General features: G+C 66.9%; 22 protein-coding genes. 16 read left to right on the top strand and 6 right to left on the bottom strand.

Annotation, left to right across the window (positions count from 1 at the left end; genetic code table 11):
• The first annotated feature begins 256 nt into the window (after positions 1–256).
• On the top strand, positions 257–1,987 hold the full coding sequence (aceK, locus tag V3B48_RS18340; RefSeq protein ID WP_049424082.1) for a bifunctional isocitrate dehydrogenase kinase/phosphatase: 1,731 nt from the start codon (positions 257–259) through the stop codon (positions 1,985–1,987).
• Positions 1,988–2,048: 61 nt separating this feature from the next.
• A complete protein-coding gene (locus V3B48_RS18335) occupies positions 2,049–2,939 on the top strand; it encodes an energy transducer TonB (RefSeq protein ID WP_032130286.1) in 891 nt (296 codons plus the stop codon).
• A 34-nt stretch (positions 2,940–2,973) separates the two neighbouring features.
• Here the strand turns inward: V3B48_RS18335 and V3B48_RS18330 are convergent, their stop codons facing one another.
• The 3 genes from V3B48_RS18330 to trxA form a co-directional block, all read right to left on the bottom strand.
• Positions 2,974–4,548 carry a sensor domain-containing diguanylate cyclase gene (locus V3B48_RS18330; protein WP_032130287.1) on the bottom strand — a complete coding sequence of 525 codons (1,575 nt, stop codon included), beginning with the start codon at positions 4,546–4,548 and terminating at the stop codon, positions 2,974–2,976.
• A 210-nt stretch (positions 4,549–4,758) separates the two neighbouring features.
• Positions 4,759–6,501 (bottom strand): transcription termination factor Rho, encoded by a 1,743-nt coding sequence (rho, locus tag V3B48_RS18325; protein ID WP_029379723.1) that lies wholly within the window; start codon positions 6,499–6,501, stop codon positions 4,759–4,761.
• A 228-nt stretch (positions 6,502–6,729) separates the two neighbouring features.
• Positions 6,730–7,059: a thioredoxin gene (gene trxA / locus V3B48_RS18320; protein WP_005411275.1), complete on the bottom strand. Its 330-nt coding sequence runs from the start codon at positions 7,057–7,059 to the stop codon at positions 6,730–6,732.
• A 510-nt stretch (positions 7,060–7,569) separates the two neighbouring features.
• Between trxA and rhlB the strand changes: the two genes are divergently transcribed.
• The 8 genes from rhlB to V3B48_RS18280 all read left to right on the top strand — a co-directional run bounded on the left by rhlB (position 7,570) and on the right by V3B48_RS18280 (position 14,713).
• Positions 7,570–9,294: an ATP-dependent RNA helicase RhlB gene (gene rhlB / locus V3B48_RS18315; protein ID WP_032129537.1), complete on the top strand. Its 1,725-nt coding sequence runs from the start codon at positions 7,570–7,572 to the stop codon at positions 9,292–9,294.
• Between the two features lie 178 nt (positions 9,295–9,472).
• Entirely contained in the window at positions 9,473–10,159 is a 687-nt protein-coding gene (gene ftsE, locus V3B48_RS18310; RefSeq protein WP_032129538.1) for a cell division ATP-binding protein FtsE, read from the top strand.
• Between the two features lie 3 nt (positions 10,160–10,162).
• Positions 10,163–11,110, top strand: coding sequence for a permease-like cell division protein FtsX (gene ftsX / locus V3B48_RS18305; protein ID WP_010481047.1), 948 nt, complete (start codon positions 10,163–10,165; stop codon positions 11,108–11,110).
• A gap of 7 nt (positions 11,111–11,117) precedes the next feature.
• Positions 11,118–11,960 carry a response regulator gene (locus V3B48_RS18300; protein ID WP_032129540.1) on the top strand — a complete coding sequence of 281 codons (843 nt, stop codon included), beginning with the start codon at positions 11,118–11,120 and terminating at the stop codon, positions 11,958–11,960.
• A gap of 9 nt (positions 11,961–11,969) precedes the next feature.
• The gene (ung, locus tag V3B48_RS18295) at positions 11,970–12,683 is read left to right on the top strand and encodes a uracil-DNA glycosylase (RefSeq protein WP_049400766.1); all 714 of its coding nucleotides are present in this window, start codon (positions 11,970–11,972) and stop codon (positions 12,681–12,683) included.
• A gap of 278 nt (positions 12,684–12,961) precedes the next feature.
• Entirely contained in the window at positions 12,962–13,837 is an 876-nt protein-coding gene (gene rpoH / locus V3B48_RS18290) for an RNA polymerase sigma factor RpoH (RefSeq protein WP_032129545.1), read from the top strand.
• A gap of 170 nt (positions 13,838–14,007) precedes the next feature.
• Positions 14,008–14,427: a type II toxin-antitoxin system RelE/ParE family toxin gene (locus V3B48_RS18285; RefSeq protein WP_329894188.1), complete on the top strand. Its 420-nt coding sequence runs from the start codon at positions 14,008–14,010 to the stop codon at positions 14,425–14,427.
• Entirely contained in the window at positions 14,381–14,713 is a 333-nt protein-coding gene (locus V3B48_RS18280; protein ID WP_329894187.1) for a DNA-binding transcriptional regulator, read from the top strand. Before V3B48_RS18285 ends, V3B48_RS18280 begins: the two co-directional genes overlap by 47 nt.
• A gap of 113 nt (positions 14,714–14,826) precedes the next feature.
• On the opposite strand, the gene purD is transcribed toward V3B48_RS18280, so the two are convergent.
• From purD to purH, 3 genes are read right to left on the bottom strand one after another with little or no spacing between them, the layout of a single operon-like run.
• Positions 14,827–16,110 (bottom strand): phosphoribosylamine--glycine ligase, encoded by a 1,284-nt coding sequence (gene purD / locus V3B48_RS18275; protein ID WP_329894186.1) that lies wholly within the window; start codon positions 16,108–16,110, stop codon positions 14,827–14,829.
• Between the two features lie 58 nt (positions 16,111–16,168).
• Complete coding sequence (locus V3B48_RS18270) at positions 16,169–17,047, bottom strand: hypothetical protein (RefSeq protein ID WP_329894185.1); 879 nt, start codon at positions 17,045–17,047, stop codon at positions 16,169–16,171.
• A 16-nt stretch (positions 17,048–17,063) separates the two neighbouring features.
• The gene (gene purH / locus V3B48_RS18265) at positions 17,064–18,647 is read right to left on the bottom strand and encodes a bifunctional phosphoribosylaminoimidazolecarboxamide formyltransferase/IMP cyclohydrolase (RefSeq protein ID WP_164080326.1); all 1,584 of its coding nucleotides are present in this window, start codon (positions 18,645–18,647) and stop codon (positions 17,064–17,066) included.
• Positions 18,648–18,870: 223 nt separating this feature from the next.
• Here purH and V3B48_RS18260 point away from each other — a divergent pair, with 223 nt between their 5' ends.
• The 6 genes from V3B48_RS18260 to V3B48_RS18235 are packed head-to-tail and all read left to right on the top strand — an operon-like array spanning position 18,871 to position 24,672.
• Entirely contained in the window at positions 18,871–19,488 is a 618-nt protein-coding gene (locus V3B48_RS18260; protein ID WP_071229372.1) for a CDP-alcohol phosphatidyltransferase family protein, read from the top strand.
• Between the two features lie 35 nt (positions 19,489–19,523).
• The gene (locus V3B48_RS18255) at positions 19,524–21,275 is read left to right on the top strand and encodes a bifunctional alpha/beta hydrolase/class I SAM-dependent methyltransferase (protein ID WP_285303597.1); all 1,752 of its coding nucleotides are present in this window, start codon (positions 19,524–19,526) and stop codon (positions 21,273–21,275) included.
• A gap of 23 nt (positions 21,276–21,298) precedes the next feature.
• The gene (locus tag V3B48_RS18250; RefSeq protein ID WP_329894189.1) at positions 21,299–22,603 is read left to right on the top strand and encodes a phosphatase PAP2/dual specificity phosphatase family protein; all 1,305 of its coding nucleotides are present in this window, start codon (positions 21,299–21,301) and stop codon (positions 22,601–22,603) included.
• Positions 22,600–23,037, top strand: a complete 438-nt coding sequence (locus tag V3B48_RS18245) for a hypothetical protein (protein WP_121504256.1) — start codon at positions 22,600–22,602, stop codon at positions 23,035–23,037. The genes V3B48_RS18250 and V3B48_RS18245 overlap by 4 nt, the downstream gene beginning before the upstream one ends.
• A 13-nt stretch (positions 23,038–23,050) precedes the next feature.
• Positions 23,051–23,680, top strand: coding sequence for a lysophospholipid acyltransferase family protein (locus V3B48_RS18240; RefSeq protein WP_201117484.1), 630 nt, complete (start codon positions 23,051–23,053; stop codon positions 23,678–23,680).
• Positions 23,677–24,672 (top strand): phosphatidate cytidylyltransferase, encoded by a 996-nt coding sequence (locus tag V3B48_RS18235; protein WP_032129555.1) that lies wholly within the window; start codon positions 23,677–23,679, stop codon positions 24,670–24,672. The genes V3B48_RS18240 and V3B48_RS18235 overlap by 4 nt, the downstream gene beginning before the upstream one ends.
• Positions 24,673–24,842 lie beyond the last annotated feature (170 nt).

Below are 24,842 nucleotides of genomic sequence, written 5' to 3'. Positions count from 1 at the left end.
TCCCCTTTGGGGGCCGTACGATCCTTTATCGACGTTCGTGTGCGGGATGGGGATCGCTCGACTCGTCTGTCGGCTAGTATCCGCAGATGCATGCTTGACGGTCCCTCCACCCTGGCTCCTACATACCTCGTAGGAGCCGGGAGGAACATACAAGCTTGCTCGACTTCGGCCAAAAGCAGTCGAGCATGGCTCGACTCTACACAAGCCACCCCACGCCAGCGTATGGTGGAGACGGTCCTCCCCGGGTACGCCGTGCATGTCAGAGCCTGTCATCGCAACCGTACTGGCGCCGCGTATCGCCGGTGCCATCCGCGATGGTTTCGAGCAGTACCATGCCCGCTTCGCGGCGATCACCGCGCGGGCGCGGCAGCGCTTCGAGCAGCGCGATTGGGCTGGTGCGCGACAGGATGCGGTCGAGCGCATCGCCCTGTACGACCTGTGCATCGCCGAGCAGATGGATGCGTTGCGCCGCCTCGCCGGTGACGCGATCGGCGAGCGTGCGCTGTGGCTGCAGGTGCACGCGCAGTACAGCGGGCTGCTGCAGGGCCTGATCGACGCCGAGCTGTACAAGACCTTCTACAACACGCTGTCGCGGCGCCTGTTCGCTACCCGCGGCGTGGACCCGGCGCTGGAATTCATTGCTTTCGACGTCGAGCCCTCCGATGCAATCACCCATCCTGTCGCGCGGCATACCTACGCGGTCTCGCCGACGCGGCCGGTGGAGGCCCTGCAACGCGTGCTGGCCGACTACCGTTTCGACATCCCCTATGCGCACCAGCTGCGCTGTGCGGCGGCCATCGCCGTGCGCCTGCAGGACGACCTCGCCCATTGGGGGGACACGCCGGTACGCAGCATCGAACTGCTCGACACGGTGTTCTACCGCGAGCGCCGCGCTTACCTGGTTGGCCGCGTGTTCGGCGAGCATCGCTTTTCGCCATGCGTGATTGCCCTGGTCAACGATGCGCGCGGCCTGCGTGCCGATGCGGTGCTGACCCGGCGCCGTGATGTCGCCCATCTGTTTGGCGTGTCGCGCAGCTACTTCCAGGCTGACCTGGGCACCGTGGGCGACGCGGTGGTGTTCCTGCGCAGCCTGCTGCCGGGCAAGCCGATCGACGAGATCTACACGGTGCTGGGACGTGCCAAGCAGGGCAAGACCGAGCGCTACCGAACCTTCTTCCGACACTTCAACGAGCATCCGCAGGAACGGCTGGTGCATGCCGAAGGCACGCCGGGCATGGTCATGGCGGTGTTTACCCTGCCCAGTTATCCATTGGTGTTCAAGCTGATCCGTGACCGTTTCGCCTGGCCCAAGGCAATGTCGCGGCAGCAGGTGGAAGAGAAGTACGCGCTGGTGTTCAATCTCGATCGTGTCGGCCGCCTGCTTGATGCGCAGCCTTATCGCCACCTGCGTTTCCCGCGCGAGCGCTTCGCGCCGGCCCTGCTGGAAGAGCTGCTGCAGCAGTGCGCGCAGAGCGTACGTGTCGATGGCGACGAGGTCGAAGTCGCACTGTGCTATGTGCAACGTCGTTTCCGTCCTTTGAATCTGTACCTGCGCGAGCAGTCCGGCGAGGCGGTGCGTGCGGCGGTGCTCGACTACGCGCAGGCGATCACCGACATGGCGCGCAACAACATCTTCCCCGGCGACATGCTGCCGAAGAACTTCGGTGTGTCACGGCACGGCCGGGCCGTGTTCTATGACTATGACGAGCTGTGCCTGGTCAGCGACTGCGTGTTCCGCGCCTGGCCGCAGCCACGCACGCCGGAGGAAGCGATGGCCGACGAGCCCTGGTTCCATGTCGGCCCGCGCGACGTGTTTCCCGAGCGCTTCGGTCCGTTCATGGGCCTGCCTGCTGCGGAGCTGGCAGCCGTGCGCGAGCACTACCGGCACCTGTTCGACCCGGGCTGGTGGCAGGGCCTGCAGGAACGCTTCGCCCGGGGTGATTATCCGGACACGCCGCCCTACGCAGGCGCACACCGGCTGGCGTGAACCGGCTGTCATCGCGGCTGGGACTGGGATAGGCTCGCCGTTCATCACCAAGGATCCGGCAATGATGCGTTCCCCACTGTTTCTCGCCCTCGCGCTGGCCGTAGGTGCCGGCGCCCCCCTGCTTGCAGGCGATGCAACTGCGCAGACCGCACGTGCTGTACGTGCGACTGCGGAAATGAGCATGGTGCTGTCCGGTCATATCGAGGTCACGCCGGAGGGCGCGGTCCGTTCGCTGGTGCTGGACCAGAAAGCCATGGTGGCCCCGAGCATCGCCTCCTTCGTGGAAGGTACCATCGGTGGCTGGCGCTTCGAGCCCACGCTGCGCGATGGCCAGGCAGTGGCCACGCGGGCCCCTTTGCGCGTTCGCCTGCGCGGCAAGGCTGCGGCCGATGGCGGTTATGAAATCAGCATGACCAGTGTCGACTTCAGCGAGTACGATCCGAAGGCTACCGATTCGGTGACCCAGCTGCACATGACGCCGCCGCGCTACCCGGAAGCGGCCTACCGTAACGGTGGCCAGGGTGAGGTGCTGCTGTTGGTCAAGGTGGCCCGTGACGGAACAGTGGCCGATGTGGCCGCCGAGCAGGTGAACATGGCCGTGGTCGCACCTGAGCGGACCCTGGCCAAGATGCGCGACATCCTGGCCAGAGCCAGTGTCAGCACCGCCCGCACGTGGACCTTCAAGCCGCCGACCACCGGCGAGGACAGCACCCGGGACAGCTGGACGGTTCGCATCCCGGTGAACTTCGCCCTGAACAATGATCCCAATGCAGTGGCGGAACGCTATGGCCGCTGGCGCGCCTTCATTCCGGGGCCGCGGCAGACCGTCCCGTGGCGCGAGGCGGACCCGGTCGAGCAGGTCGGCAGCGATCTGCTGCCGGAAGGCGGCGTCTACATGGTGGACGGCGCCAAGCGCGGCCTGCGCCTGCTGACCCCGCTGGCGCAGGGCTGAGAACCGCTGCGGAGCCGGGCAGCCCGGCTCCGCGTCAGTCGGCGTACGGGTAGACCACCACCCGGTTGCGGCCCTGTTCCTTGGCCATGTACAGGGCCTTGTCGGCCAGCCGCAGCGCCTGTTCTGCGTCGACATGGAAGCTGGGGAAGTGGGCCACGCCCAGCGATACGGTGATGGTGCCGACGGGTTCGAACGGATGGTCGGCGATGTGCTGGCGCAGGCGTTCACCGGCCTGGCGGGCCGACTCAGTACTGATGCCCGGCAGCAGCAGCAGGAACTCCTCGCCGCCGGCGCGGCAGAGGATGTCGCTGTCGCGCGAGTAGCGGCGCATCTGGTCGGCGATGTGGACGATGGCGTTGTCGCCGACGTCATGCCCGTAGCTGTCGTTGATCGACTTGAAGCGATCGATGTCCAGCGCCAGGATCGCGAACGGAATGCCCTGCACCTGCAGCGCATCCAGCGCCTGCTGCAGCCCGCGGCGGTTGAGCAGGCCGGTCAGCGGGTCGGTGCGGCTGGCACGGTTGAGCGTGCCGATACGATCCTGCAGCGCATTGAAGCTGTGCAGCACCGCCTGTTTGAGCTGGGCGACCTCGAAGTACCAGGCGCGGATGCCGCTGACGTGGTTGATCGCGTTGCCGGTGTCCTCGCCGCCCTGCACGTTGCGTGCCAGTTGCCACAGCGGCATCGAAATGCGGCGCGCGAACCACCAGGTGACCAGCAGCGACAGCAGGCCGAGTGGAATCGCATTCCAGATCACTGCGGTCATCAACCGCGACAGCGGCTGCAGGGTGGCCTCGGTCGGGCGCTGCGCGATGATGCCCCAGCCGGTGGCCGCCACCGGTGCATAGCCGGCCAGCATCGACACGCCGCGGTTGTTGCGTACCTGCTGTGCGCCCCGTTCTCCGCGCACCACGGCCTTCACCGCCGGGTTGCCGACCACGTAGTCACCCACCCGCTTGCCATCGGCGTGGTACAGCAGGCGGCCATTGCGGTCCACCACGTACAGGTAGGAACCGTCGCGGTAGTAGTGCTTGCCCAGCAGCGTGTGCAGTGCACTGCGCTGGCGCAGGTACAGGGTGCCGCTGACATAGCCGCGATAGCGGCCCTGGCGGTCGAAGATCGGGTGCGACAGCGACACCAGCAGCTTGCCGGTGGCCGATTGGTACGGATCACTGATCATCGGCTGGCGCGCCGCCAGTGCCGCGTTGTTGCCGACACTGTGCAGCACTTCACCCTGCAGCTGCAGGGTCTGCGGCGAGGTGGCGATCACCAGGCCGTCGGCGTCCACCACCAGCGAGGAGTTGAAGCTGCTGGACTGCAGCTGCAGGCGGCTGGCTTCATCCTGGGCCTGCTTCGGATCAAGGTCGTCCTCGCCCAGGCGGGTCGCGGCATAGGCCAGCTGCTGCTGCGCGGCCAGCAGGAAGTTCTGGGTGGTCTCGGCCAGCTTGGTGGCGTAGACGCGGTTGGCTTCCAGGGTATTGCCGACCAGCTGGTCGCGCTGCACGCGGTAGCTGGCCAGCAGGGTATTGGCCAGGGCGATGATGGCGCTGAGCAGGGCCAGGGCGAGGATCAGCTTGCCCAGGTTGAGGCGGGGGGACAGCGTTCGCATGCGTCGACGGATCCGGCAGGAGGCTGGACCCGACCGGTTCTCCGGAAGGGGCGACAGCGGGAATCGGTGGCAGGGCCCACGGGGGCCGGGCAGGGTATCGCGCGGATTATCGCCAAAAGCGGGCGCCAGCGAAGTGAAGTGCGTCGCCCTGCAGGCAAAAAAAAACCTGCCGCAGCGAGCGGCAGGTTTCTTCTGATGCAGCGCCAGGGATCAGCGCTTCATCGAACCGAAGAACTCGTCGTTGGACTTGGTGTTCTTCATCTTGTCCAGCAGGAACTCCATCGCGGCCATTTCATCCATCGGATGCAGCAGCTTGCGCAGGATCCAGATCTTCTGCAGCAGCTCCGGTTCGATCAGCAGGTCTTCGCGGCGGGTGCCGGAACGGTTGATGTCGATGGCCGGGAACACGCGCTTTTCAGCGATACGGCGGCTCAGGTGCACTTCGCTGTTGCCGGTGCCCTTGAACTCTTCGTAGATCACCTCGTCCATCTTCGAGCCGGTGTCGACCAGCGCGGTGGCGATGATGGTCAGGCTGCCGCCTTCTTCCACGTTGCGCGCGGCACCGAAGAAGCGCTTCGGGCGGTGCAGGGCGTTGGCGTCCACACCACCGGTCAGCACCTTGCCCGAGCTCGGCACCACGTTGTTGTAGGCGCGGGCCAGGCGGGTGATCGAGTCGAGCAGGATCACCACGTCCTTCTTGTGCTCGACCAGGCGCTTGGCGCGCTCGATGACCATTTCGGCCACCTGCACGTGGCGCGCGGCCGGCTCGTCGAAGGTCGAGCTGATGACCTCGCCGCGCACGGTGCGCTGCATTTCGGTCACTTCTTCCGGGCGCTCGTCGATCAGCAGCACGATCAGGTGCACGTCCGGATGGTTGGTGGTGATGGCGGTGGCGACCTGCTGCATCATCATGGTCTTGCCGGCCTTCGGCTGCGACACGATGAGCGAGCGCTGGCCCTTGCCCTGCGGGGCCATCAGGTCGAGGATGCGGCCGGTGATGTCTTCCGACGAACCGTTGCCGCGCTCCAGGGTGAAGCGGCGGCGCGGGAACAGTGCGGTCAGGTTCTCGAACAGCACCTTGTTCTTCGACGCTTCGATCGGCTCGCCGTTGATGGTGTCGACGATGTTCAGCGCGAAGTAGCGCTCGCCGTCCTTCGGGAAGCGGATGCGGCCGGAGATGTGGTCGCCGGTGCGCAGGTTGAAGCGGCGGATCTGGCTGGGCGAGATGTAGGTGTCGTCCGGGCCGGCCAGGTAGCTGGCTTCGGCCGCGCGCAGGAAGCCGAAGCCGTCCGGCAGGATTTCCAGCACGCCGTCGGCGGCGACGCCGTCACCGTGGCGGGTCAGCACCTTCAGCAGGGCGAAGATCACGTCCTGCTTGCGGGCACGGGCCACGCCTTCGGAGATCTGCAGCTGCTCGGCGATTTCCAGCAGCTTCTGTGCCGGCATGCGCTTGAGGTCGCTCAGCGAGTAGACCGGGAAGCCTTCGGGTACGTTGGCGTGCGGGCGCGGCACGAACGGCTGCTGCTCGCCGCCGTCGTTGGGCAGGCCATCGTCGCGGAAGCGGTTGTTGCGGTCACGGTCGCGGCGGTTGCGGAAGCGGTCACGGCGGTTGCCCTGACCTTGCCCCTGGCCCTGCTGGCCGTTCTGGTTGTACGGGTTCTGGCCCTGGTTCTGGCCGCCCCCCTGGTGGTTCTGCTGGCGCGGCTGGCCGGATTCGCGACCCTCACCGCCTTCGCCACCGCCACTGCTGGCGGGGGCCTCGGCGGCGGGCGCGCTCGGTGCAGGGGCAGCAGCCGGTGCCTCGGGCGCGGCGGCCAGCGGCAGGGTCGGCTGCGCCGGCGCGGCGCTGGTTTCGGCGGCTGCCGGAGCGGCGGCCTTGCTCACGCGGGGCTTGCGCACGCGCTTTTCGGCGGGCGCATCGGCGCTGCCGGTTTCGGAAGTGTTATCGGACAAGAGCGTTATTCCTCGCTTGAAGGTGCGAGCGCCCGGCTGGGGCGGCGAACGTTGGGAATGGGTCTGGAAGAAACTGCGTCCAGAGGGTGCGGCACGCGAACGCGGCCGGATATGCCGACACTATCATCGGCCTGCGGCGCCACGCAAGGGTCGCCGGGAACAGCATTCATCATGGGCGCGGGGCGCCCGCCGGCAGCCGCGGTCGGCGGCTGCCGGAGAACAGCAGGATCAGGCCAGGGCCTTGTCCAGCAGGCCGGCCAGCTGGGCCTTGCCCACCGCACCGATCTGCTCGCCGACCTTCTCGCCGTCCTTGAACACGACCAGGTACGGAATCGAACGCACGTGGTACTTGGCGGCCAGCGCACGGTTGTGGTCGACGTTGACCTTGGCGATCTTGGCGCGGCCCTGGTAGGCATCGGCCAGTTCGTCCAGCGCCGGGGCGATCATCTTGCACGGGCCACACCACTCGGCCCAGAAATCGACCAGCACCGGTTCCTTGGAATTCAGCACTGCGCTATCAAAGTCGGCGTCGCCGACATGTACAACCTTGTCGCTCATCTTGGTTTCTCGTCTTGGATTGCACCCGGCCATGCCGGAGGTGGGTGAACTGGGCCATGCCCGGTGGCGCGACCCTCGTCGTTGCCTCGCGGCGCACTGCCGCGGTGCGTTCGGCGGGATGCCTGGACGCTCACGGCCGGCAGTGTACCCCTATCGCAGGGCGGGGACAGGCGCCGGCTGGAACCCAGCGTATCGTGATCGCTTCGATGCCTGGTATGTGTCGGATTTCACTGTCTTCCTGTACATGGGGCTGGCAGCGGGCGACACCAGCGGCCCTGGCAGGGCCGTTCAAGTCCGGTGTGGCTGGGTGAAGGGTGCCGTCTCTTGACTTTATGAGACAGCTCATTCCGGTTTGCCGGCCCGAGTGCGTTAAACTGGGGCATTGTGCGGCGCGCGGACCGGGTGGTCCCAGCCTGCCAACCCGCCGCAGGGGCCGCAGTTTGCGACGGTGCCCCTAGACGATGAAGTGCCAGCCGCCCCACGGGCCGGCGGCCATACCAAGACGGACTCATGAGCGACAAACCGCTGACCGATTTGACCTTCTCCTCCTTCGAGCTGCATCCGGCCCTGCAGGCCGGCCTTGAAGGAGCCGGATTCACCCGCTGCACCCCGATCCAGGCGCTGACCCTGCCGGTCGCGCTGCCCGGTGGTGATGTTGCCGGCCAGGCCCAGACCGGCACCGGCAAGACCCTGGCCTTCCTGGTCGCTGTCGTGAACCGCCTGCTGACCCGCCCGGCCCTGGCCGACCGCAAGCCGGAAGATCCGCGCGCGCTGATCCTTGCCCCAACCCGCGAACTGGCCATCCAGATCCACAAGGATGCGGTGAAGTTCGGTTCCGACCTGGGCCTGCGTTTCGCGCTGGTCTACGGCGGCGTGGATTACGACAAGCAGCGCGAACTGCTGCAGCAGGGCGTGGACGTGATCATCGCCACCCCGGGCCGCCTGATCGACTACGTGAAGCAGCACAAGGTGGTCTCGCTGCACGCCTGCGAGATCTGCGTGCTGGACGAAGCCGACCGCATGTTCGACCTGGGCTTCATCAAGGACATCCGCTTCCTGCTGCGCCGCATGCCCGAGCGCACCACCCGCCAGACCCTGCTGTTCAGTGCCACCCTCAGCCACCGCGTGCTTGAGCTGGCCTACGAGCACATGAACGAACCGCAGAAGCTGGTGGTTGAAGCCGAGACCATCACCGCCGCGCGCGTGCGCCAGCGCATCTACTTCCCGGCCGACGACGAGAAGATCCCGCTGCTGCTGGGCCTGCTGTCGCGCAGCGAGGGCGCGCGCACCATGGTCTTCGTCAACACCAAGGTGTTCGTCGAACGCGTCGCCCGTTCGCTGGAAAAGGCCGGTTACCGTGTCGGCGTGCTGTCCGGCGACGTGCCGCAGAAGAAGCGTGAGAGCCTGCTCAACCGCTTCCAGAAGGGCCAGCTGGAAATCCTGGTGGCCACCGACGTGGCCGCGCGTGGCCTGCACATCGATGGCATCAAGTACGTCTACAACTACGACCTGCCGTTCGACGCCGAAGACTACGTGCACCGCATCGGCCGTACCGCGCGCCTGGGCGAAGAGGGCGATGCGATCAGCTTCGCCTGCGAGCGCTATGCGATGGGCCTGCCGGACATCGAGGCCTACATCGAGCAGAAGATTCCGTCCGAGCCGGTCACCAAGGAACTGCTGACCCCGCTGCCGCGCCCGGAACGCCCGGCCCCGGCTGCGGGCGAGGAAGGCGAGGACAACGAAAGCGTCGGCCAGATCTTCCGCGAAGCGCGCGAAGCCCGCGCTGCCGAGGAAGAGCGCCGTGGCGGTGGCCGTAGTGGCGGCCGTTCCGGCAGTGGTGGTGGCCGCGGTGGCCGCGACGGTGAGCGCAGCGGCGAGCGCCGTTCGCGTGGCCCGCGCAAGCCGCGCGTGGAAGGCGAGCAGGGCGCTGCCGCCCCGGCCGCCGGTGCCGAAGGCGCTGCCGCGCAGGCCCCGCGTCCGCCGCGCCCGCCGCGTGCTGAAGGCGCACCGGAAGGTGCGGTGGACGGTGAGCACAAGCCGCGCAAGCGCCGTCGTCGTCGCCACGGCCGTCCGGTCGAAGGTGCCGAGGGTGTGCAGAACGCCGCCGGCAATGGCGCCAGCCCGGTCACCCCGGTGCAGGTGGTGGCCAAGCCGGTGCGCACGGCTGCTGATACCGGCGATTCGTTCCTGACCCGCATCGGCCGCAAGATCCGCCGGATGCTGTCGGGTAGCTGATCGGCGCTGCCGATCAGCGGGTAGCACCCGACCGTTGGTCGGGTGACCTTGACCGGTGTGCCGACCAACGGTCGGCACCCACCCTGGCCGGCAACCCACACCGCTGCCGGCCAGCGGCCGGCACTACCGATGGCGCGACCGTCTCCACGACGTCGCGCCGGTCCTGCATAATCGGGGCATGAGTGTCCTGCGCTTCGACAATGTCAGCAAACAGTACGCCGGTGGCCACGAGGCGCTGACCGATGTCAGCTTCGAGGTCGCGCCGGGCGAGATGCTGTTCGTCACCGGCCATTCCGGTGCGGGCAAGAGCACCCTGCTCAAGTTGATCCACCTGGACGAGCGGCCCAGCCGCGGCGCGGTGGTGTTCGACGAGCGCAACCTGCTGAAGGTGCGCGGTGGCGACGTGCCCCGCCATCGACGCGCGGTCGGCGCGGTCTACCAGGACCACCGCCTGCTGATGGACCGCTCTATTGCCGAGAACGTGGCGCTGCCGCTGATCCTGCGCGGCACCCGCCGTAGCGACATCAACAAGCGTGTGCGCTCGGTGCTGGAGCGGATGGGCCTGGGCCATCGCGAGAAGGCGCTGCCCTCGCAGCTGTCGGCCGGTGAGCAGCAGCGCGTCGGCATCGCCCGCGCCATTGTCGGTGAGCCCAAGCTGCTGGTGGCCGATGAGCCGACCGGCAACCTCGACCCGACCCTGGCGGCGGAGATCATGGCCCTGTTCGCCGAGCTGCCCGCGCGCGGCACCAGCGTGCTGGTGGTCAGTCACGACCTGCCGCTGTTGCGCCGCATGCGCAAGCGCGTGCTGATCCTTGACCACGGCCGGCTGGTGGATGACATCTCGCCGCAGGACCTGGCGGAGTAATCGATGGCGAAGAACGAAAACAGCGAAGCCGCCGCCCCGTCGCGTGTGGGCGTCTGGTTCCAGCACCACGTGCACAGCGTGGTGTTCAGCCTCGGCCGCGCCTGCCGCAAGCCGTGGGCGACCCTGCTGACGGTGATGGTCATGGCGCTGGCGCTGGCCCTGCCGCTGGGCCTGTCGATCGCGCTGGACAACCTCAAGCAGTTCGCCGGCAGCGTGCAGCAGTCGCGCGACATCAACGTGTTCCTGAAGGGCAACGTCGATGGTCCCGGCGCGCTGCGCCTGGCCGGCCAGCTGCGCGATCGCGATGACGTGGCCGAAGTGAACGTGCGCACGCCCGAGCAGGGCCTGCAGGAACTGCGCGATGCCGGCCTCGGCGAGGCGATCGATGCACTCAACGACAATCCACTGCCCTCGCTGCTGGTGATCACCCCCGGCCAGGGCAAGGACGACGCGCGCCTGGCGCGCGCGCTGGAAAGCCTGCCCGAGGCCGACCTGGTGCAGCACGATGCGCTGTGGCGCCAGCGCCTGGATGCCTGGCTGGCGTTCGGTGCGCGGCTGGTGCAGGTGCTGTCGGTGCTGCTCGGCGTGGGCGCCGCGCTGGTGGTCGGCAACACCGTGCGCCTGGACATCCAGGCCCGCCGCGAAGAGATCGGCGTGCTGCAGCTGCTCGGCGCCAGTGATGGCTTCATCCGCCGCCCGTTCCTGTACCTGGGCGCGTGGTATGGCCTGGGTGCCGGCGCAGTGGCGCTGGCCCTGATTGCTGCGGCCGGCGCTGCCTTGCGCGTGCCGCTGGCCGAACTCTCGCGCAGCTACGGCAGCCCGTTCGTGCTGCACGGCCTGGACCTGCTGCATGGCAGCCTGGTCCTGCTCGGCACACTGCTGCTGGGCTGGCTGGGCGCGTGGCTGGTGACCGGCCATTTCCTTCGCCAGACCCGCCCGACCGACACCTGAGACCGGCATGCAACCGCAAGCGCTGAAGCACCTTGAAGGGCCCGCGACGCGGGTGATGGTGGTCGATGGGTCAAAGCTGGTCCGCAAACTGATCGCCGACGTCCTGCAGCGCGACCTGCCGGGCGTGGAAGTGATCGGCTGCGACAGCATCGAGGATGCGCAGCTGGCGCTGGCGCAGGGCCCGGTGGATCTGGTGACCACCTCGCTGACCCTGCGTGATGGCGACGGCCTGGCACTGGCGCGGATGGTCCGCGAAGCCGCAGGCCAGGCCTATGTGCCGGTGATCGTGGTCTCCGGCGATGCCCAGCAGCATCTGGAGCAGCGCCGCTTCACCGAGTACGTCACCGACTATTTCGACAAGGCGCTGGGCCACGAGGCACTGGCGACCTTCATCCGCGGCTACGTGCAGCCGCAGACCATTCCCGGCGCCACCATCCTCTACATCGAGGACAGCCGCGTGGTCGCCGAGGCTACCAAGCGCATGCTGGAACGCCAGCAGTTGAACGTGCTGCACGTGGTCAGCGCCGAAGAGGCGTTCACCCTGCTCACTGCCGAGTCGCTGGGCCGCAGTCGCCACCGCATCGACCTGGTGCTGACCGACGTCACCCTGAAGGGCGAACTGAGCGGTCGCGACGTGGTGCAGCGCGTGCGCGTGGACTTCGGCTACGGCAAGCGTCGCCTGCCGGTGCTGGTGATGACCGGCGATGGCAACCCGCACAACCAGACCGGGCTGCTGCAGTCCGGTGCCAACGACCTGGTGCTCAAGCCGATCGAAGAGCGCCTGCTGGTCACCAAGGTGCTGTTCCAGCTGCGTCTGGCCCGGTTGAACGATGGACCCCTGATTCGATGAAGTGGCGTGATGATTGATGAAGTAGCCGGCACCCCGACGATCCAGCTCGAGCCGAGCTGGAAGCAGCATGTCGGCGATTACCTGATGCAGCCGCAGATGCGCGAGCTGTCCAGCTTCCTGCGCCAGCGCAAGGCCAGCGGTGCGGCGGTGTTCCCGCCCGGCCCGCAGATCTTCGCTGCGTTCGATGCCACGCCGTTCGAGCAGGTGAAGGTGGTGATCCTCGGCCAGGACCCGTACCACGGCCGCGGTCAGGCGCATGGGCTGAGCTTCTCGGTGGCGCCCGGAGTGCCGGTGCCGCCGTCGCTGCTGAACATCTACAAGGAGATCGAGAGCGATCTCGGTATCCCGCGTCCGGACCATGGCTGCCTGATCCCGTGGGCGCAGCGCGGTGTGCTGCTGCTCAATGCCGTGCTGACGGTGGAAGAGGGCCAGGCCGGTGCCCACCAGGGGCGTGGCTGGGAAGGTTTCACCGACCACGTGGTGGATGTGCTCAACCGCGAACGCGACGGCCTGGTGTTCATGCTCTGGGGCGCGTACGCGCAGAAGAAGGGCAAGGTCATCGACACCCGCCGCCACCGTGTGCTGAAGTCGCCGCACCCGTCGCCGCTGTCGGCCCACCGCGGCTTCCTGGGCTGCCAGCATTTCTCGATGGCCAACGAGTACCTGCAGCGCCGCGGCCAGGCCCCGATCGACTGGTCGCTGCCGCCGCGTTCGGCGCTCTGAGCGCCGGCGGGTGACCGGGGCTGAACGCCGGGCAACGTTTCCGGGCCTGAATGGGCTCTGCGGACGGCCCGTTCAGCTCCGCTTGACCGGAATCGGCCGGTTTCCAGTAGGTAATTGATTGAATTCCAAGGGATTGTGAATCCCGAAAAGCGTGCTCGCCACTGTCATCAAATCGCGCTACGGTAGGGCTCTGTTTGGGACCAGTGTTGCATCAATAGGATGCTGGAACTTTTTCCTCCTTTAGCAGTCCAAATGCCGGACTGCTAAGATGGGTGCCTATGAGCCAGAACACCTCTACTGCCCTTGTGGCAAACAATCTCCCGATTCCCAGTGCGCTCGGTTCGCTGGACGCCTACATCGGTGCCGTGCACCAGATCCCGGTGCTGTCGGTCGATGACGAACAGGACCTGGCCCGTCGCTTCCGCGACGGCAACGATCTGGACGCCGCCCGCGAGCTGGTGCATTCGCACCTGCGCTTCGTGGTGCACGTGGCCCGCGGCTACAACGGCTACGGCCTTGCGCTGGGCGACCTGATCCAGGAAGGCAACATCGGCCTGATGAAGGCGGTCAAGCGCTTCGACCCGGACATGGGCGTGCGCCTGGTCTCCTTTGCCGTGCACTGGATCCGTGCCGAGATGCACGAGTTCATCCTGAAGAACTGGCGCATCGTGAAGGTCGCCACCACCAAGGCGCAGCGTAAGCTGTTCTTCAACCTGCGCAAGTCGAAGACGCGCCTGGGCTGGATGAACGCGGCTGAGGTCAGCGCGGTGGCGAAGGACCTGAACGTGTCCGAGCGCGAGGTCATGGAAATGGAGTCGCGCCTGTCCGGTCGCGATATCGGTTTCGATGCGCCGACCGACGAGGACAACGAACACGCGCCGCCGTCGCCGGCTGCGTACCTGGTTGCCAACGACGAAGACCCGTCGATGGCCTACGAACGTGCAGACAGCGAAGACAACCAGATGCAGCTGCTGCGCGAAGGCCTCGCCGAGCTGGATGCGCGCTCGCGCGACATCATCCGCCGCCGCTGGCTGGATGCGGACAGCAAGGTGACGCTGCAGGAACTGGCTGACGAATACGGCGTGTCGGCCGAGCGTATCCGCCAGGTTGAAGCCAATGCGCTGAAGAAGATGAAGGCGCTGTTCACCGCGTAAGCGGAAAGGCGTCGCAATTGTGAAAGGCTCGGCAGCAGTGCCGGGCCTTTTTCGTTTGTGGGGCTTAGCTACGCATGGCGTGGCTCTATTCTGACGCCAGGACGGTGGTTGCGCCGACCTGATCATGTGCTGGATGCTGATGTTCACGCTGTACCACGCAGTGGCACGGTATGATCATGCCACGCGTCTTCCTCACACGAAGTTTCAATCGCAGCATGCGCAGGACCACCCTGTCCGACGCTGCGCTGTACCGGTCGGTACGTGAAATGGAAGCGGGTCTGGTGGATGCTGATCTTGGCGGCGGAATCTTCAAGAAGCGCGTTGCCTTGCCGGGGCGAGGAAAGCGTGGGAGCGTTCGAATCATCGTCGCCACACAGCGAGGCGGGCATTGGTTCTTACTTTTCGGCTACGAGAAGAATGAGCGTGCTGCGATCACGAATGCGGAACGCGATGCGCTGCAGTTGTACGCATCGGAGTTCCTGAAAATGAGTGCGGCGCAGTTGAATCGTGCCGTGGAGTACGGGGATCTACAGGAGATCGACCATGACGAAGACCCCTGGGCGACGGCGCGCGAAAAGTGCGCTTCTTGAGGCGGTGCATGATGCCGCTGTGAGTCTGCACGCGCATGGTTTCATCGATAAACGTCGATTGAGCAGCTACGAAGCGCTTTGCCTTGAGCCGGTGCCTGACTACAGCAGTGCCCAGATACGTGCCCTGCGTACGTCATTGCAGCTCAGTCAGCCGGTCTTTGCGGGAGTTCTCAATACCAGCGTTTCCACCGTACGCAGCTGGGAGCAGGGCGAAAAGAAGCCCAGCGGACCGTCACTGAAGTTGCTTAACCTGATTGATCGGAAGGGACTCGAAGCAGTCCTGTAAAGCAAAGGCCCGGTTCTGCCGGGCCTTTGTTTTTCCGAGGCGTTCAATCCACGCATGGCGTGGATCTACCCAGTGTCAGTAGAGCCACGCCATGCGTGGCTGCGGCGCGGCCGTCACTCTTCGCGTGCGATCGCCCGCCAGCCGATGTCGTTGCGGTGGAACTCATTGGCCCAGGTCACCTTGGCCACGCCTGCATACGCATTCGCCTGCGCGTCGCGCACGCTGTCGCCCAGCGCCGCCACGCACAGCACGCGGCCACCCGCACTGACCACCTGGCCCTGTGCATCCAGCGCGGTGCCAGCATGGAACACCTTGGCACTGGCCGGCACATCATCCAGGCCGGAAATCACATCGCCGGTGATCGGCGTTTCCGGGTAAGGCTTCGCCGCCAGCACCACGCCCAGCGACGGGCGCGCGTCCCAGTGTGCTTCCACCTGGTCCAGGCGGCCGTCGATGGCGGCTTCCACCAGCTCGACCAGATCCGACTGCAGGCGCAGCATCACCGGCTGGGTTTCCGGGTCGCCGAAGCGCACGTTGAATTCGATCACCTTCGGTGCGCCGTTGGCATCGATCATCAGGCCGGCGTAGAGAAAGCCAGTGAACGGGATGCCGTCGGCGATCATGCCCTGCACGGTCGGGTTCACCACCTCGCGCATCACGCGGGCGTGCACCTCCGGGGTGACCACCGGGGCCGGCGAATAGGCGCCCATGCCGCCGGTATTCGGGCCGGTGTCGCCGTCGCCGACGCGCTTGTGGTCCTGCGAGGTGGCCATCGGCAGCGCATGAACGCCGTCTACCATCGAAATGAAGCTGGCTTCCTCGCCGTCGAGGAATTCCTCGATCACCACGCGGGCACCGGCATCGCCGAAGGCGTTGCCCGAGAGCATGTCACGCACAGCGTCTTCGGCTTCGGCCAGGGTCATTGCGACGATCACGCCCTTGCCAGCGGCCAGGCCATCGGCCTTGACCACGATCGGTGCGCCCTTCTCGCGGATGTAGGCCAGGGCGGCGTCCACGTCGGTGTGCACGGCGTAGAACGCGGTGGGGATGTCGTGGCGGGCCAGGAAGTCCTTGGCGTAGGCCTTGCTGCCTTCCAGCTGCGCGGCAGCGGCGGTCGGCCCGAAGATACGCAGGCCAGCAGCGCGGAAGTGGTCGACCACACCGGCCACCAGCGGTACTTCCGGGCCGACCACGGTCAGCGCCACGCCTTCGGCCTGTGCCAGCGCCAGCAGGCCGTCGATATCGGTGACCTTGACCGCCACGTTGCGGCACTTGTCTTCGCTGGCGGTGCCGGCGTTGCCGGGCGCCACGATCACTTCGGTGACACGGGAGGACTGGGCCAGCTTCCATGCCAGGGCGTGTTCGCGGCCGCCAGAGCCGATGACAAGTACGTTCATCACGAGATTCCAGATTGCGTGGGAAGGGAAGATCGATATCCCCGGCGGCGCGCGTGGTTCACTCGCAGCCTTCGCGTCGCAGCGATTCGGGGAAGGAATAGGCCCAGGTCTTCGGGTCCAGGGTGAAGCGGTGTTGCTGCCGGACCTGCTTGCCACCGCAGGTGGTGCCGGTTTCGTCGATCAGCAGCGGCCAGACCCGCGCGCTGCGGTCGCTGTCGTCGAAACGCAGGGCGAAATCGATGCTGAAGCGGCGGGTGCGGCAGTCATTGGCGGTGTCCGGGTCGGTACTGGCGTCGACCGTGTCGCACTCGTACTGGGCGTCATTGTCGATATGGCTGCGCACGCTGCCACTGGCCACCAGGCCGTTCGGGCCCGGCAGGATCAGCGACTGCGAGAGCAGCGAGAAGCCCTGCCCGAACCAGCCGTCCTCGACGCGGAAACCATAGAAGTCACTGCCGGCGCGGATGATGCTGGCGGTGCCGGGCTGGCCGCCGCTACCGAAGCGCTCGCCGGTCAGTTCGCTGGTCACCTCGAAGCCATCGCCCTTGGGGCGCAGCACAAAGAACTCGATGGTTCCCGGGTCGATGTGCGCGCCATCGACCAGCGCACCGCACACGGCCAACAACTGCTGCCAGCTGTCCCCGCTCACCACCGGTTGTTCCGCGCAGACCTGCCAGTCCACCGCATGGGTATCGCCATCGTCGGTCCAGCTGCCGCGCCATTCAGCGGAGAGCGTGGCGTTGCTGCCGTAGCGCTGGACCAGGAACGCCTGCAGTCGTGCGGTGCGGCTGACATGCTGCGCCGGTGAGGCGGGGGCCACTGCAGGCGCATCCACCTTCGGCGCCACGCTGGGCTCGCCGGCAGGCTTGCAGCCCGCCAGTATGGCCGCACCCGCGAGGGCGAGGGCGGCCAGCGATTTCATTGAAACTGTGGACATCCGTGTCGCTCCAGGATCAATGGCGGAAGTGGCGCACGCCGGTGAACACCATGGCCAGGCCATGTTCATCGGCGGCGGCGATCACTTCGGCATCGCGCATCGAACCGCCCGGCTGGATGACCGCCTTGATGCCGGCGGCGGCAGCGGCATCGATGCCGTCGCGGAACGGGAAGAACGCATCGGAGGCCATCACCGAGCCCTCGACCACCAGGTTCGCATCGGCGGCCTTGATGCCAGCGATGCGGGCCGAGTACACGCGGCTCATCTGGCCGGCGCCGACACCGATGGTGCGGTTGTCCTTGGCATAGACGATCGCGTTGGACTTCACGAACTTGGCCACCTTCCAGGCGAACAGCAGGTCGGTGAACTGCTTGTCGGTCGGCGCCAGCTTGCTGACCACCTTCAGTTCGTCGCGGGTCATGCCGCGGTTGTCCGAGGACTGCAGCAGCAGGCCCGAGCCGACGCGCTTGCTGTCGAAGTTGTTCAGGCCATCGCCGTGCGGGATGCGCAGCACGCGCACGTTGGCCTTCTTCTGTGCGTATTCCAGCGCGGCCGGCTCGTAGTCCGGGGCAATCAGCACTTCCACGAACTGGCGATCCAGGATCACCTTGGCAGTGGCGGCGTCCAGCGGTTTGTTGAAGGCGATGATGCCGCCGAAGGCGCTGGTCGGGTCGGTGGCGTAGGCCAGCTCGTAGGCATCGCCGTTGCCGGCACCGACGGCCACGCCGCACGGGTTGGCGTGCTTGACGATGACGCAGGCCGGCGCATCGAACTGGCGCACGCATTCCCACGCCGCGTCGGCATCGGCCAGGTTGTTGTAGCTCAGTTCCTTGCCCTGCAGCTGCTGGAAGGTCGCCAGCGTGCCCGGCACCGGGTACAGGTCGCGGTAGAACGCGCCGCTCTGGTGCGGATTCTCGCCGTAGCGCAGGTCCATCACCTTCACGAAGGTGGAGTTCATCTGTGCCGGGTACTCGGTACGCGCCGGCACCGCAGCGTCGGTGGCGGTGACCGCCGACAGGTAGTTGCTGATCGCGGCGTCGTACTGGGCGACGCGGTTGAACGCGGCCACCGAGAACGCGAAGCGGGTGGCAGCCGACAGCTGGCCGTTGTTGGCCTCCAGCGAAGCCAGCAGCTCGGCGTACTGCGACGGATCGGTAGCCACCGCCACGCGGGCGAAGTTCTTGGCCGCCGAGCGCAGCATGGCCGGGCCGCCGATGTCGATGTTCTCGACCGCGTCGGCCAGGGTGCAATCGGCCTTGGCGGTGACCGACTCGAACGGGTACAGGTTCAGCACCAGCAGGTCGATGGCACCGATGCCGTGCTCGGCCATCACCGCATCATCCAGGCCCGAACGGCCCAGCAGGCCGCCATGCACCATCGGGTGCAGGGTCTTGACCCGGCCGTCCATCATTTCCGGGAAGCCGGTGACGTCGGCCACGTCCTTCACGGCCAGGCCGGCATCGCGGATCGCCTTGGCGGTGCCGCCGGTGGACAGCAGCTCCACGCCGCGTGCCGCCAGCGCAGTGGCCAGCTCGACCAGACCGGTCTTGTCGGAAACGGAGAGGAGGGCCCGGCGGACGGGCAACAGATCAGCAGTCATGGGACAGAATCGGCAGCGGAGCGGGGCCGATATTGTAGGCGGTGGGGGCCGGTGGCGGGCGCTGGAAGGGGCAATTTGCCATGGCAATCGACGTAAGGCCGGGTCGGGCACATCGATCCGGACCGGTCCGGGGGCTGGGCTGTGGACCGGAGCCGGGTTGTCGGAATCTGCCGACGATGGGGTAGGCTGTGCCCGCACTGCCAAGGATCAGCGGGTACGGATCATGTCGATCTATGCATTGAAAGGACGTTTCCAGGACCTGTTGCGTCCAGCCGTACGCGGTCTGTACCGCATGGGGATCACCGCCAATACGGTGACCGTGGCCGCCGCCGTGGTCTCGCTGCTGGTGGCCGCCGCCGTGTGGTGCTGCGCGCCGGCCCAGCCCCTGCTGTACCTGCTGCTGCCGCTGTGGATGCTGCTGCGCATGGCACTCAACGCGGTGGACGGCATGCTGGCCCGCGAGTTCGGCCAGCAGTCGAGGCTGGGAGCCTATCTGAACGAGCTGTGCGATGTGATCGCCGACGCGGCGCTGTACCTGAGCCTGCTCAGCGTGCCGGGCGTGCGCCCGGAAGCGCTGTGGCTGCTGGCCTGGACGGCGGCCCTGAGCGAGTACACCGGGGTGCTGGGGCTGATGGTCGGTGCCAGCCGCCGCTATGACGGCCCGATGGGCAAGAGCGACCGCGCGTTCGTCATCGGCGTGCTGGGCCTGCTGCTGGCGTTCGGCTGGGGGGCTGCGATGACTGTCACTGGCGTGGCCGCGGCCATGGCGGTGCTGTGCGTGCTGACGATGATCAATCGCGTCCGTCGCGGACTGCGGGAAGCGGCGGTTTCGCCGAATTAATCAAGCAGATACAAAAAAGACAATCAGGAGATTGCATGCGTCAGGCGCAGGAACGGGAATTCCACAGCTTCGACCAGGTACCGCTGTTCTACCGGTACTGGGCGAGCACCACCGCGACCCCAGCCACCAAGGCTGTCGTGCTGCTGCATCGCGGCCATGAACATTCTGGCCGGGTCACCCACCTGGTCGATGAGCTGGACCTGCCCGACACCGCCTTCTTCGCCTGGGATGCACGCGGTAATGGGCGTTCGCCCGGCGCACGAGGCGATGCCCCGGGCTTCCCGGCGCTGGTGCGTGATCTGGACAGCTTCATCGCCCACATCGGCGCCGAGCATGGCATCGCGGTGGAAGACATCGTGGTGATCGCACAGAGCGTGGGGGCGGTGGTCGCCGCCACCTGGGTGCACGACTACGCGCCGCGCCTGCGCGCGCTGGTGATGGCTTCGCCGGCGTTCAAGGTGAAGCTGTACGTGCCGTTCGCACGCCCGGGCCTGGCCTTGATGCAGAAGCTGCGCGGCAATTTCTTCGTCAACAGCTACGTCAAGCCGCAGTGGCTGACCCACGATCCGGCGCGGGTGGAAAGCTACCGCACCGATCCGCTGATCACCCGGCCGATCTCGGTGCGCGTGTTGCTGGGCCTGTACGAAGCGGCCGACCGCATCGTCGCCGATGCGCAGGCGATCAGCGTGCCGGTGCAGTTGCTGGTGTCCGGCTCGGATTTCGTGGTGCACCGTGGCCCGCAGGACCGCTTCTACGAGCGCCTGTCCAGCCCGATCAAGGAGCGCGTGCATCTGCCGGGCTTCTTCCACGACACGCTGGGCGAGCGCGATCGGGCGCCGGCGCTGGCGCGTATCCGCAGTTTCATCCAGGCACGTTTCGCCGAGCCGCTGCGCGAACTGTCGCGGCGCGATGCGCACCGCCATGGGCCGACTTTCGAAGAATCGGAGATCCTGGCCTGGCCACCGGAACGCAACAGCCTGGCCGACCTGCGCTGGCGCGTGGTACGTGGCGGCCTGCGCTTCGGCGGAACGTTGTCCGAAGGCATCGCGCTGGGTCTGCAGACCGGATTCGATTCGGGCAGCACGCTCGACTACATCTATCGCGATGAGGCGCGCGGCAAGGGCCCGTTGGGGCGCATGGTCGATCGCAACTATCTGGATGCGATCGGCTGGCGCGGCATCCGCATTCGCGGCCAGCACCTGCAGGAACTGCTGCGCGACGCTGCCCAGCGCCTGCGCGGGCAGGGCACGCCGGTGCGCGTGCTGGACGTGGCCGCCGGCCATGGCCGCTACGTGCTGGAAGCGCTGGGCCAGGGCGAACAGCGCGCCGAGCGCATCGTGCTGCGCGACTTCAGTGATCTGAACGTCACCCAGGGTCAGGCCTTGATCGAGCGCCTGGGGGCGGCCGACATCGCGCGCTTCGAGCAGGGTGATGCGTTCGACCCGGCACAGCTGGCCAAGGTCGATCCAGCACCGACGCTGGCGGTGGTATCGGGCCTGTACGAACTGTTCCCCGACAACGATGCGGTGCTGCGCTCGCTGCAGGGCATTGCTGCGACGGTGCCGGCGGGCGGCTACCTGGCCTATACCGGCCAGCCGTGGCACCCGCAGCTGGAGTTCATCGCACGCGCACTGACCAGCCACCGTGGCGGCGCCGCGTGGGTGATGCGCCGCCGTACCCAGCAGGAAATGGACGAGCTGGTGTGCCTGGCCGGGTTCGAGAAGGTGGCGCAGCGTATCGACGACTTCGGCATCTTCACGGTGTCGCTGGCGCGCCGGACCGCGTGATGGCGACGCTCGCCGCATCCCCGCTGGCCGCAGAGGGGCGCCCCTGGCGGCGCGCCCTGTTGTGGCTGGCCCTGCTGGGCCCATTCTTCTTCGCCAGCTATGGCTTCGCCAACTGGATGGCTGGCCGCCATGCCGAACTGCCGGTGATGGCGTTCGGATGGGAAACGCAGATTCCGTTCGTACCGTGGACGATCGTGCCGTACTGGTCGATCGATCTGTTCTATGCGGTTTCCTTCTTCCTGTGCCGGCAACGGTTGGAGCTGGACCGGCATGCGTTGCGGTTGTTCAGTGCACAGTTGATCGCGGTGACCTGCTTCCTGCTGTGGCCACTGCGCTTCAGTTTCGAGCGGCCGGAGATCGGCGGTGTGTTCGGTTGGTTGTTCGATGTGCTGCTGGGCTTCGACAAGCCGTTCAACCAGGCGCCATCACTGCACATCGTGTTGCTGATCGTGCTGTGGGTGAAATTCGCGCAGTACCTGCATGGGGTGTGGCGTTGGGTACTGCATGTGTGGGCGCTGCTGATCGGCGTCTCGGTGCTGACCACATTCCAGCATCATTTCATCGATATCCCGACCGGCCTGCTGGCCGGTTGGCTGTGCGTCTGGCTATGGCCGGAGCAGGGCACGCCACCCTTGCGCGCCTGGCGCACTGCGCGTGATGCCAGACGCTGGCGATTGGCAGCGCTGTACCTGCTGGGGGCCGCTGTATTGCTGGTGCCGGTGGTGCTTCTGCGTGGCGCGGCGTTGTGGCTGCTGTGGCCGGTGGTGTCGTTCCTGCTGGTGGCGCTGGCCTATGCCGGGCTCGGTACGGCGTTGTTCCAGAAGCGTGCCGATGGTCGCCTGACCATGGCGGCACGCTGGTTGCTGGCGCCGTACCTGGGTGCGGCCTGGATCAATTCGCGGCTGTGGACGCGGCGTGCGCCGCAGCCGGTGCCGGTGATGGACGGTGTATGGCTGGGGCGTGTTCCCTGCGCTGTATTGCCGGCACCCTTGGTCGGCGTGGTCGATGCCTGTGCCGAACTGTCCTGTCGTGCACCGGGCGCGGCGTATGCCAGCGTGCCGATGCTGGACCTGGTGGTGCCCACGCCAGAACAGCTGCGCGATGCGGCCGAGGTCATCGAGCGGCTGCGCGCGCAGGGACCGTTGCTGGTGTGTTGCGCGCTGGGCTATTCGCGCAGTGCTGCCAGTGTGGCGGCCTGGCTGCTGCGCAGTGGTCGTGCCACCGATACCGATGCCGCGGTGGCGATCGTGCGCACGGCACGTCCGGGCGTCGTGCTGGGCGCGGCGCATCTGCATGCCATCACTGCTGCAGTGGGAGTACGCACGTGAGTACGGTTCCCGATCTGGCGACCATGCAACTGCTGCTGCGGCAGGGCCGTTGGCCGGCCGGCCTGTCGCTGGGCCTGCTGCTGGTGGCGCTGCTGCTGCTCGGCACCGAACCTGGCCTGGCGATGATTGCCGCCGGCGTGTTGCTGCTCAGTGTTGCCGCGGGCATCGCACAGATCTACCACGCGTGGCGGGTGGCGCTGGATGCCAGCCTGCTGCAGCTGCTGCGCGATGAAGGCCTGGAGGGTGACGCCGCCGCGCGCCGCACCGACCAGCTGTTGCACGCCAGTGGCCTGCGCCGCACGCAGCCCGACGCGCCGCTGCGCGGCTGGGATGCGCGCTGGGCCGGCATGCGTCGCCTGCTGCTGCGCCAGTACCTGCTGACCGCAGTGCAGTTCGCACTGCTGGTGCTGGCCGTGTTGTGGCCGCAGACGTGAACGGGAGGGACCGATGTTCGCTGAATTGATTGCGCGCGCCTGCAGTGGCGCGATCCATGTAGTGACCGGCGCCCGCGCGCTGTGGATCGGCTGTGCGCCGTCCAGCGAACGGCGCGTGTATTACGGCAACCACGCCAGCCATGGTGACTTCGTGCTGATCTGGTCGTCGATGCCACCGGCACTGCGGCGCCAGGTGCGCCCGGTGGCCGCGGCCGAATACTGGCAGCGCGATGGCCTGCGTCGCTACCTGATCGATGCGGTGTTCAACGGCGTGCTGGTCGAGCGCGAGGCCGGCCAGCGCCAGCAGGATCCACTGCAGGCCCTGCGTGACGCGGTGGACGAAGACTGCTCGCTGATTCTGTTTCCGGAAGGTACCCGCAACGTGGGCGAAGAGCCGCTGCTGCCGTTCAAGAGCGGCATCTATCACCTGGCACGGCAACGCCCGGAGCTGGAATTCGTACCGGTGTGGATCGACAACCTGAAGCGGGTGATGCCCAAGGGCCGCTTCCTGCCGCTGCCGCTGCTGTGCACGGCCACCTTCGGTACGCCGCTGCGGCTGCAGGCCGACGAGGACAAGGCCGCCTTCCTGGCCCGCAGCCGGCAGGCGCTGCTGGACCTGGCGCCGAACGGGGGCAGGGCATGAGCTTCCTGATCGATGTGTCCGGCGACCTGGCCACGCAGAGTGTCGGCCAGCAGACCGGCCTGCTGTTTGCTGGCGTGGGTGCGGTGCTGGTGCTGGCCACGCTGGTGGCCGAGACATTGCGCTGGCGCCAGCGTGGGCAGCCCAGCGCGGTGATCGCCAACCTGGTCTCGCGCATCCGCGCGTGGTGGGTGATGGCGATCGTGGTCGGGCTGGCGCTGTTCTTCGGTCGTGCCGGGGTGATCGTGCTGTTCGCGATCATCTCGCTGTTCGCGCTGCGCGAGTTCATCACCCTGGCGCCGACCCGCTCGGGCGACTACTACGCCCTGCTGGCCGCGTTCTACATCGTGCTGCCGTGGCAGTACTACCTGGTCTGGATCGACTGGTACGGCATGTACACGCTGTTGATTCCGGTCTATGCGTTCCTGTTCCTGCCGATCCTGTCGACCATTGGCGGTGACACCACGCACTACCTGGAGCGGACCGCGAAGGTGCAGTGGGGGTTGATGATCTGCGTGTTCTGCATCTCGCACGTGCCGCTGCTGCTGAACCTGCACGTGCCCGGCCATGACCCGTCGCGCAACGTGCTGCTGTTCGCCTTCCTGGTGATCGTGGTGCAGTCTTCGGACGTGCTGCAGTACATCTGGGGCAAGCTGCTGGGCAGGCATCTGATTGCGCCGAAGCTGTCGCCGTCGAAGACGGTGGAGGGCTTCGTGGGCGGTGTGCTGAGTGCCAGCGCGCTGGGCGCGGCGCTGTGGTGGATCACCCCGTTCACGCCGCTGCAGGCGTTCGGTCTGTCGCTGCTGATCAACCTGATGGGGTTCTGGGGCGGCCTGGTGATGTCGGCGATCAAGCGCGATCGTGGCATCAAGGACTGGGGCCACATGATCGAGGGCCATGGCGGCATGCTCGACCGGCTGGACTCGGTGTGCTTCGCCGCGCCGGTGTTCTTCCATGTGGTGCGGTACTACTGGAAGGCGGGCGGCGGCGGTTGATTCTGCCGGCTTCCATCCACGCATGGCGTGGATCTACTGGCGGGCGGGGGCGGTTTACTCTGCCGGGCCTTCATCCACGCATGGCGTTGATCTACCGGTAGTGCCGGCCGCTGGTCGGCAACTGCAACATCCTGCCATCGTTCATGGGGTTGCCGGCCAGCGGCCGGCAC

Source organism: Stenotrophomonas sp. SMYL20, from assembly GCF_036320045.1.
Classification (GTDB): domain Bacteria; phylum Pseudomonadota; class Gammaproteobacteria; order Xanthomonadales; family Xanthomonadaceae; genus Stenotrophomonas; species Stenotrophomonas maltophilia_A.
The sequence above is the reverse complement of the archived record's forward strand: the minus strand, read 5'-3'. Positions and strand labels throughout refer to the sequence as shown.

Excerpts from the sequence above, each read along its gene's own strand:
- aceK (WP_049424082.1), top strand. The coding sequence starts at position 257 with ATGTCAGAGCCTGTCATCGCAACCGTACTGGCGCCGCGTATCGCCGGT.
- V3B48_RS18335 (WP_032130286.1), top strand. The coding sequence starts at position 2,049 with ATGATGCGTTCCCCACTGTTTCTCGCCCTCGCGCTGGCCGTAGGTGCC.
- V3B48_RS18330 (WP_032130287.1), bottom strand. The coding sequence starts at position 4,548 with ATGCGAACGCTGTCCCCCCGCCTCAACCTGGGCAAGCTGATCCTCGCC.
- trxA (WP_005411275.1), bottom strand. The coding sequence starts at position 7,059 with ATGAGCGACAAGGTTGTACATGTCGGCGACGCCGACTTTGATAGCGCA.
- rhlB (WP_032129537.1), top strand. The coding sequence starts at position 7,570 with ATGAGCGACAAACCGCTGACCGATTTGACCTTCTCCTCCTTCGAGCTG.
- ftsE (WP_032129538.1), top strand. The coding sequence starts at position 9,473 with ATGAGTGTCCTGCGCTTCGACAATGTCAGCAAACAGTACGCCGGTGGC.
- ftsX (WP_010481047.1), top strand. The coding sequence starts at position 10,163 with ATGGCGAAGAACGAAAACAGCGAAGCCGCCGCCCCGTCGCGTGTGGGC.
- V3B48_RS18300 (WP_032129540.1), top strand. The coding sequence starts at position 11,118 with ATGCAACCGCAAGCGCTGAAGCACCTTGAAGGGCCCGCGACGCGGGTG.
- ung (WP_049400766.1), top strand. The coding sequence starts at position 11,970 with ATGATTGATGAAGTAGCCGGCACCCCGACGATCCAGCTCGAGCCGAGC.
- rpoH (WP_032129545.1), top strand. The coding sequence starts at position 12,962 with ATGAGCCAGAACACCTCTACTGCCCTTGTGGCAAACAATCTCCCGATT.
- V3B48_RS18285 (WP_329894188.1), top strand. The coding sequence starts at position 14,008 with ATGATCATGCCACGCGTCTTCCTCACACGAAGTTTCAATCGCAGCATG.
- V3B48_RS18280 (WP_329894187.1), top strand. The coding sequence starts at position 14,381 with ATGACGAAGACCCCTGGGCGACGGCGCGCGAAAAGTGCGCTTCTTGAG.
- purD (WP_329894186.1), bottom strand. The coding sequence starts at position 16,110 with ATGAACGTACTTGTCATCGGCTCTGGCGGCCGCGAACACGCCCTGGCA.
- V3B48_RS18270 (WP_329894185.1), bottom strand. The coding sequence starts at position 17,047 with ATGTCCACAGTTTCAATGAAATCGCTGGCCGCCCTCGCCCTCGCGGGT.
- purH (WP_164080326.1), bottom strand. The coding sequence starts at position 18,647 with ATGACTGCTGATCTGTTGCCCGTCCGCCGGGCCCTCCTCTCCGTTTCC.
- V3B48_RS18260 (WP_071229372.1), top strand. The coding sequence starts at position 18,871 with ATGTCGATCTATGCATTGAAAGGACGTTTCCAGGACCTGTTGCGTCCA.
- V3B48_RS18255 (WP_285303597.1), top strand. The coding sequence starts at position 19,524 with ATGCGTCAGGCGCAGGAACGGGAATTCCACAGCTTCGACCAGGTACCG.
- V3B48_RS18240 (WP_201117484.1), top strand. The coding sequence starts at position 23,051 with ATGTTCGCTGAATTGATTGCGCGCGCCTGCAGTGGCGCGATCCATGTA.
- V3B48_RS18235 (WP_032129555.1), top strand. The coding sequence starts at position 23,677 with ATGAGCTTCCTGATCGATGTGTCCGGCGACCTGGCCACGCAGAGTGTC.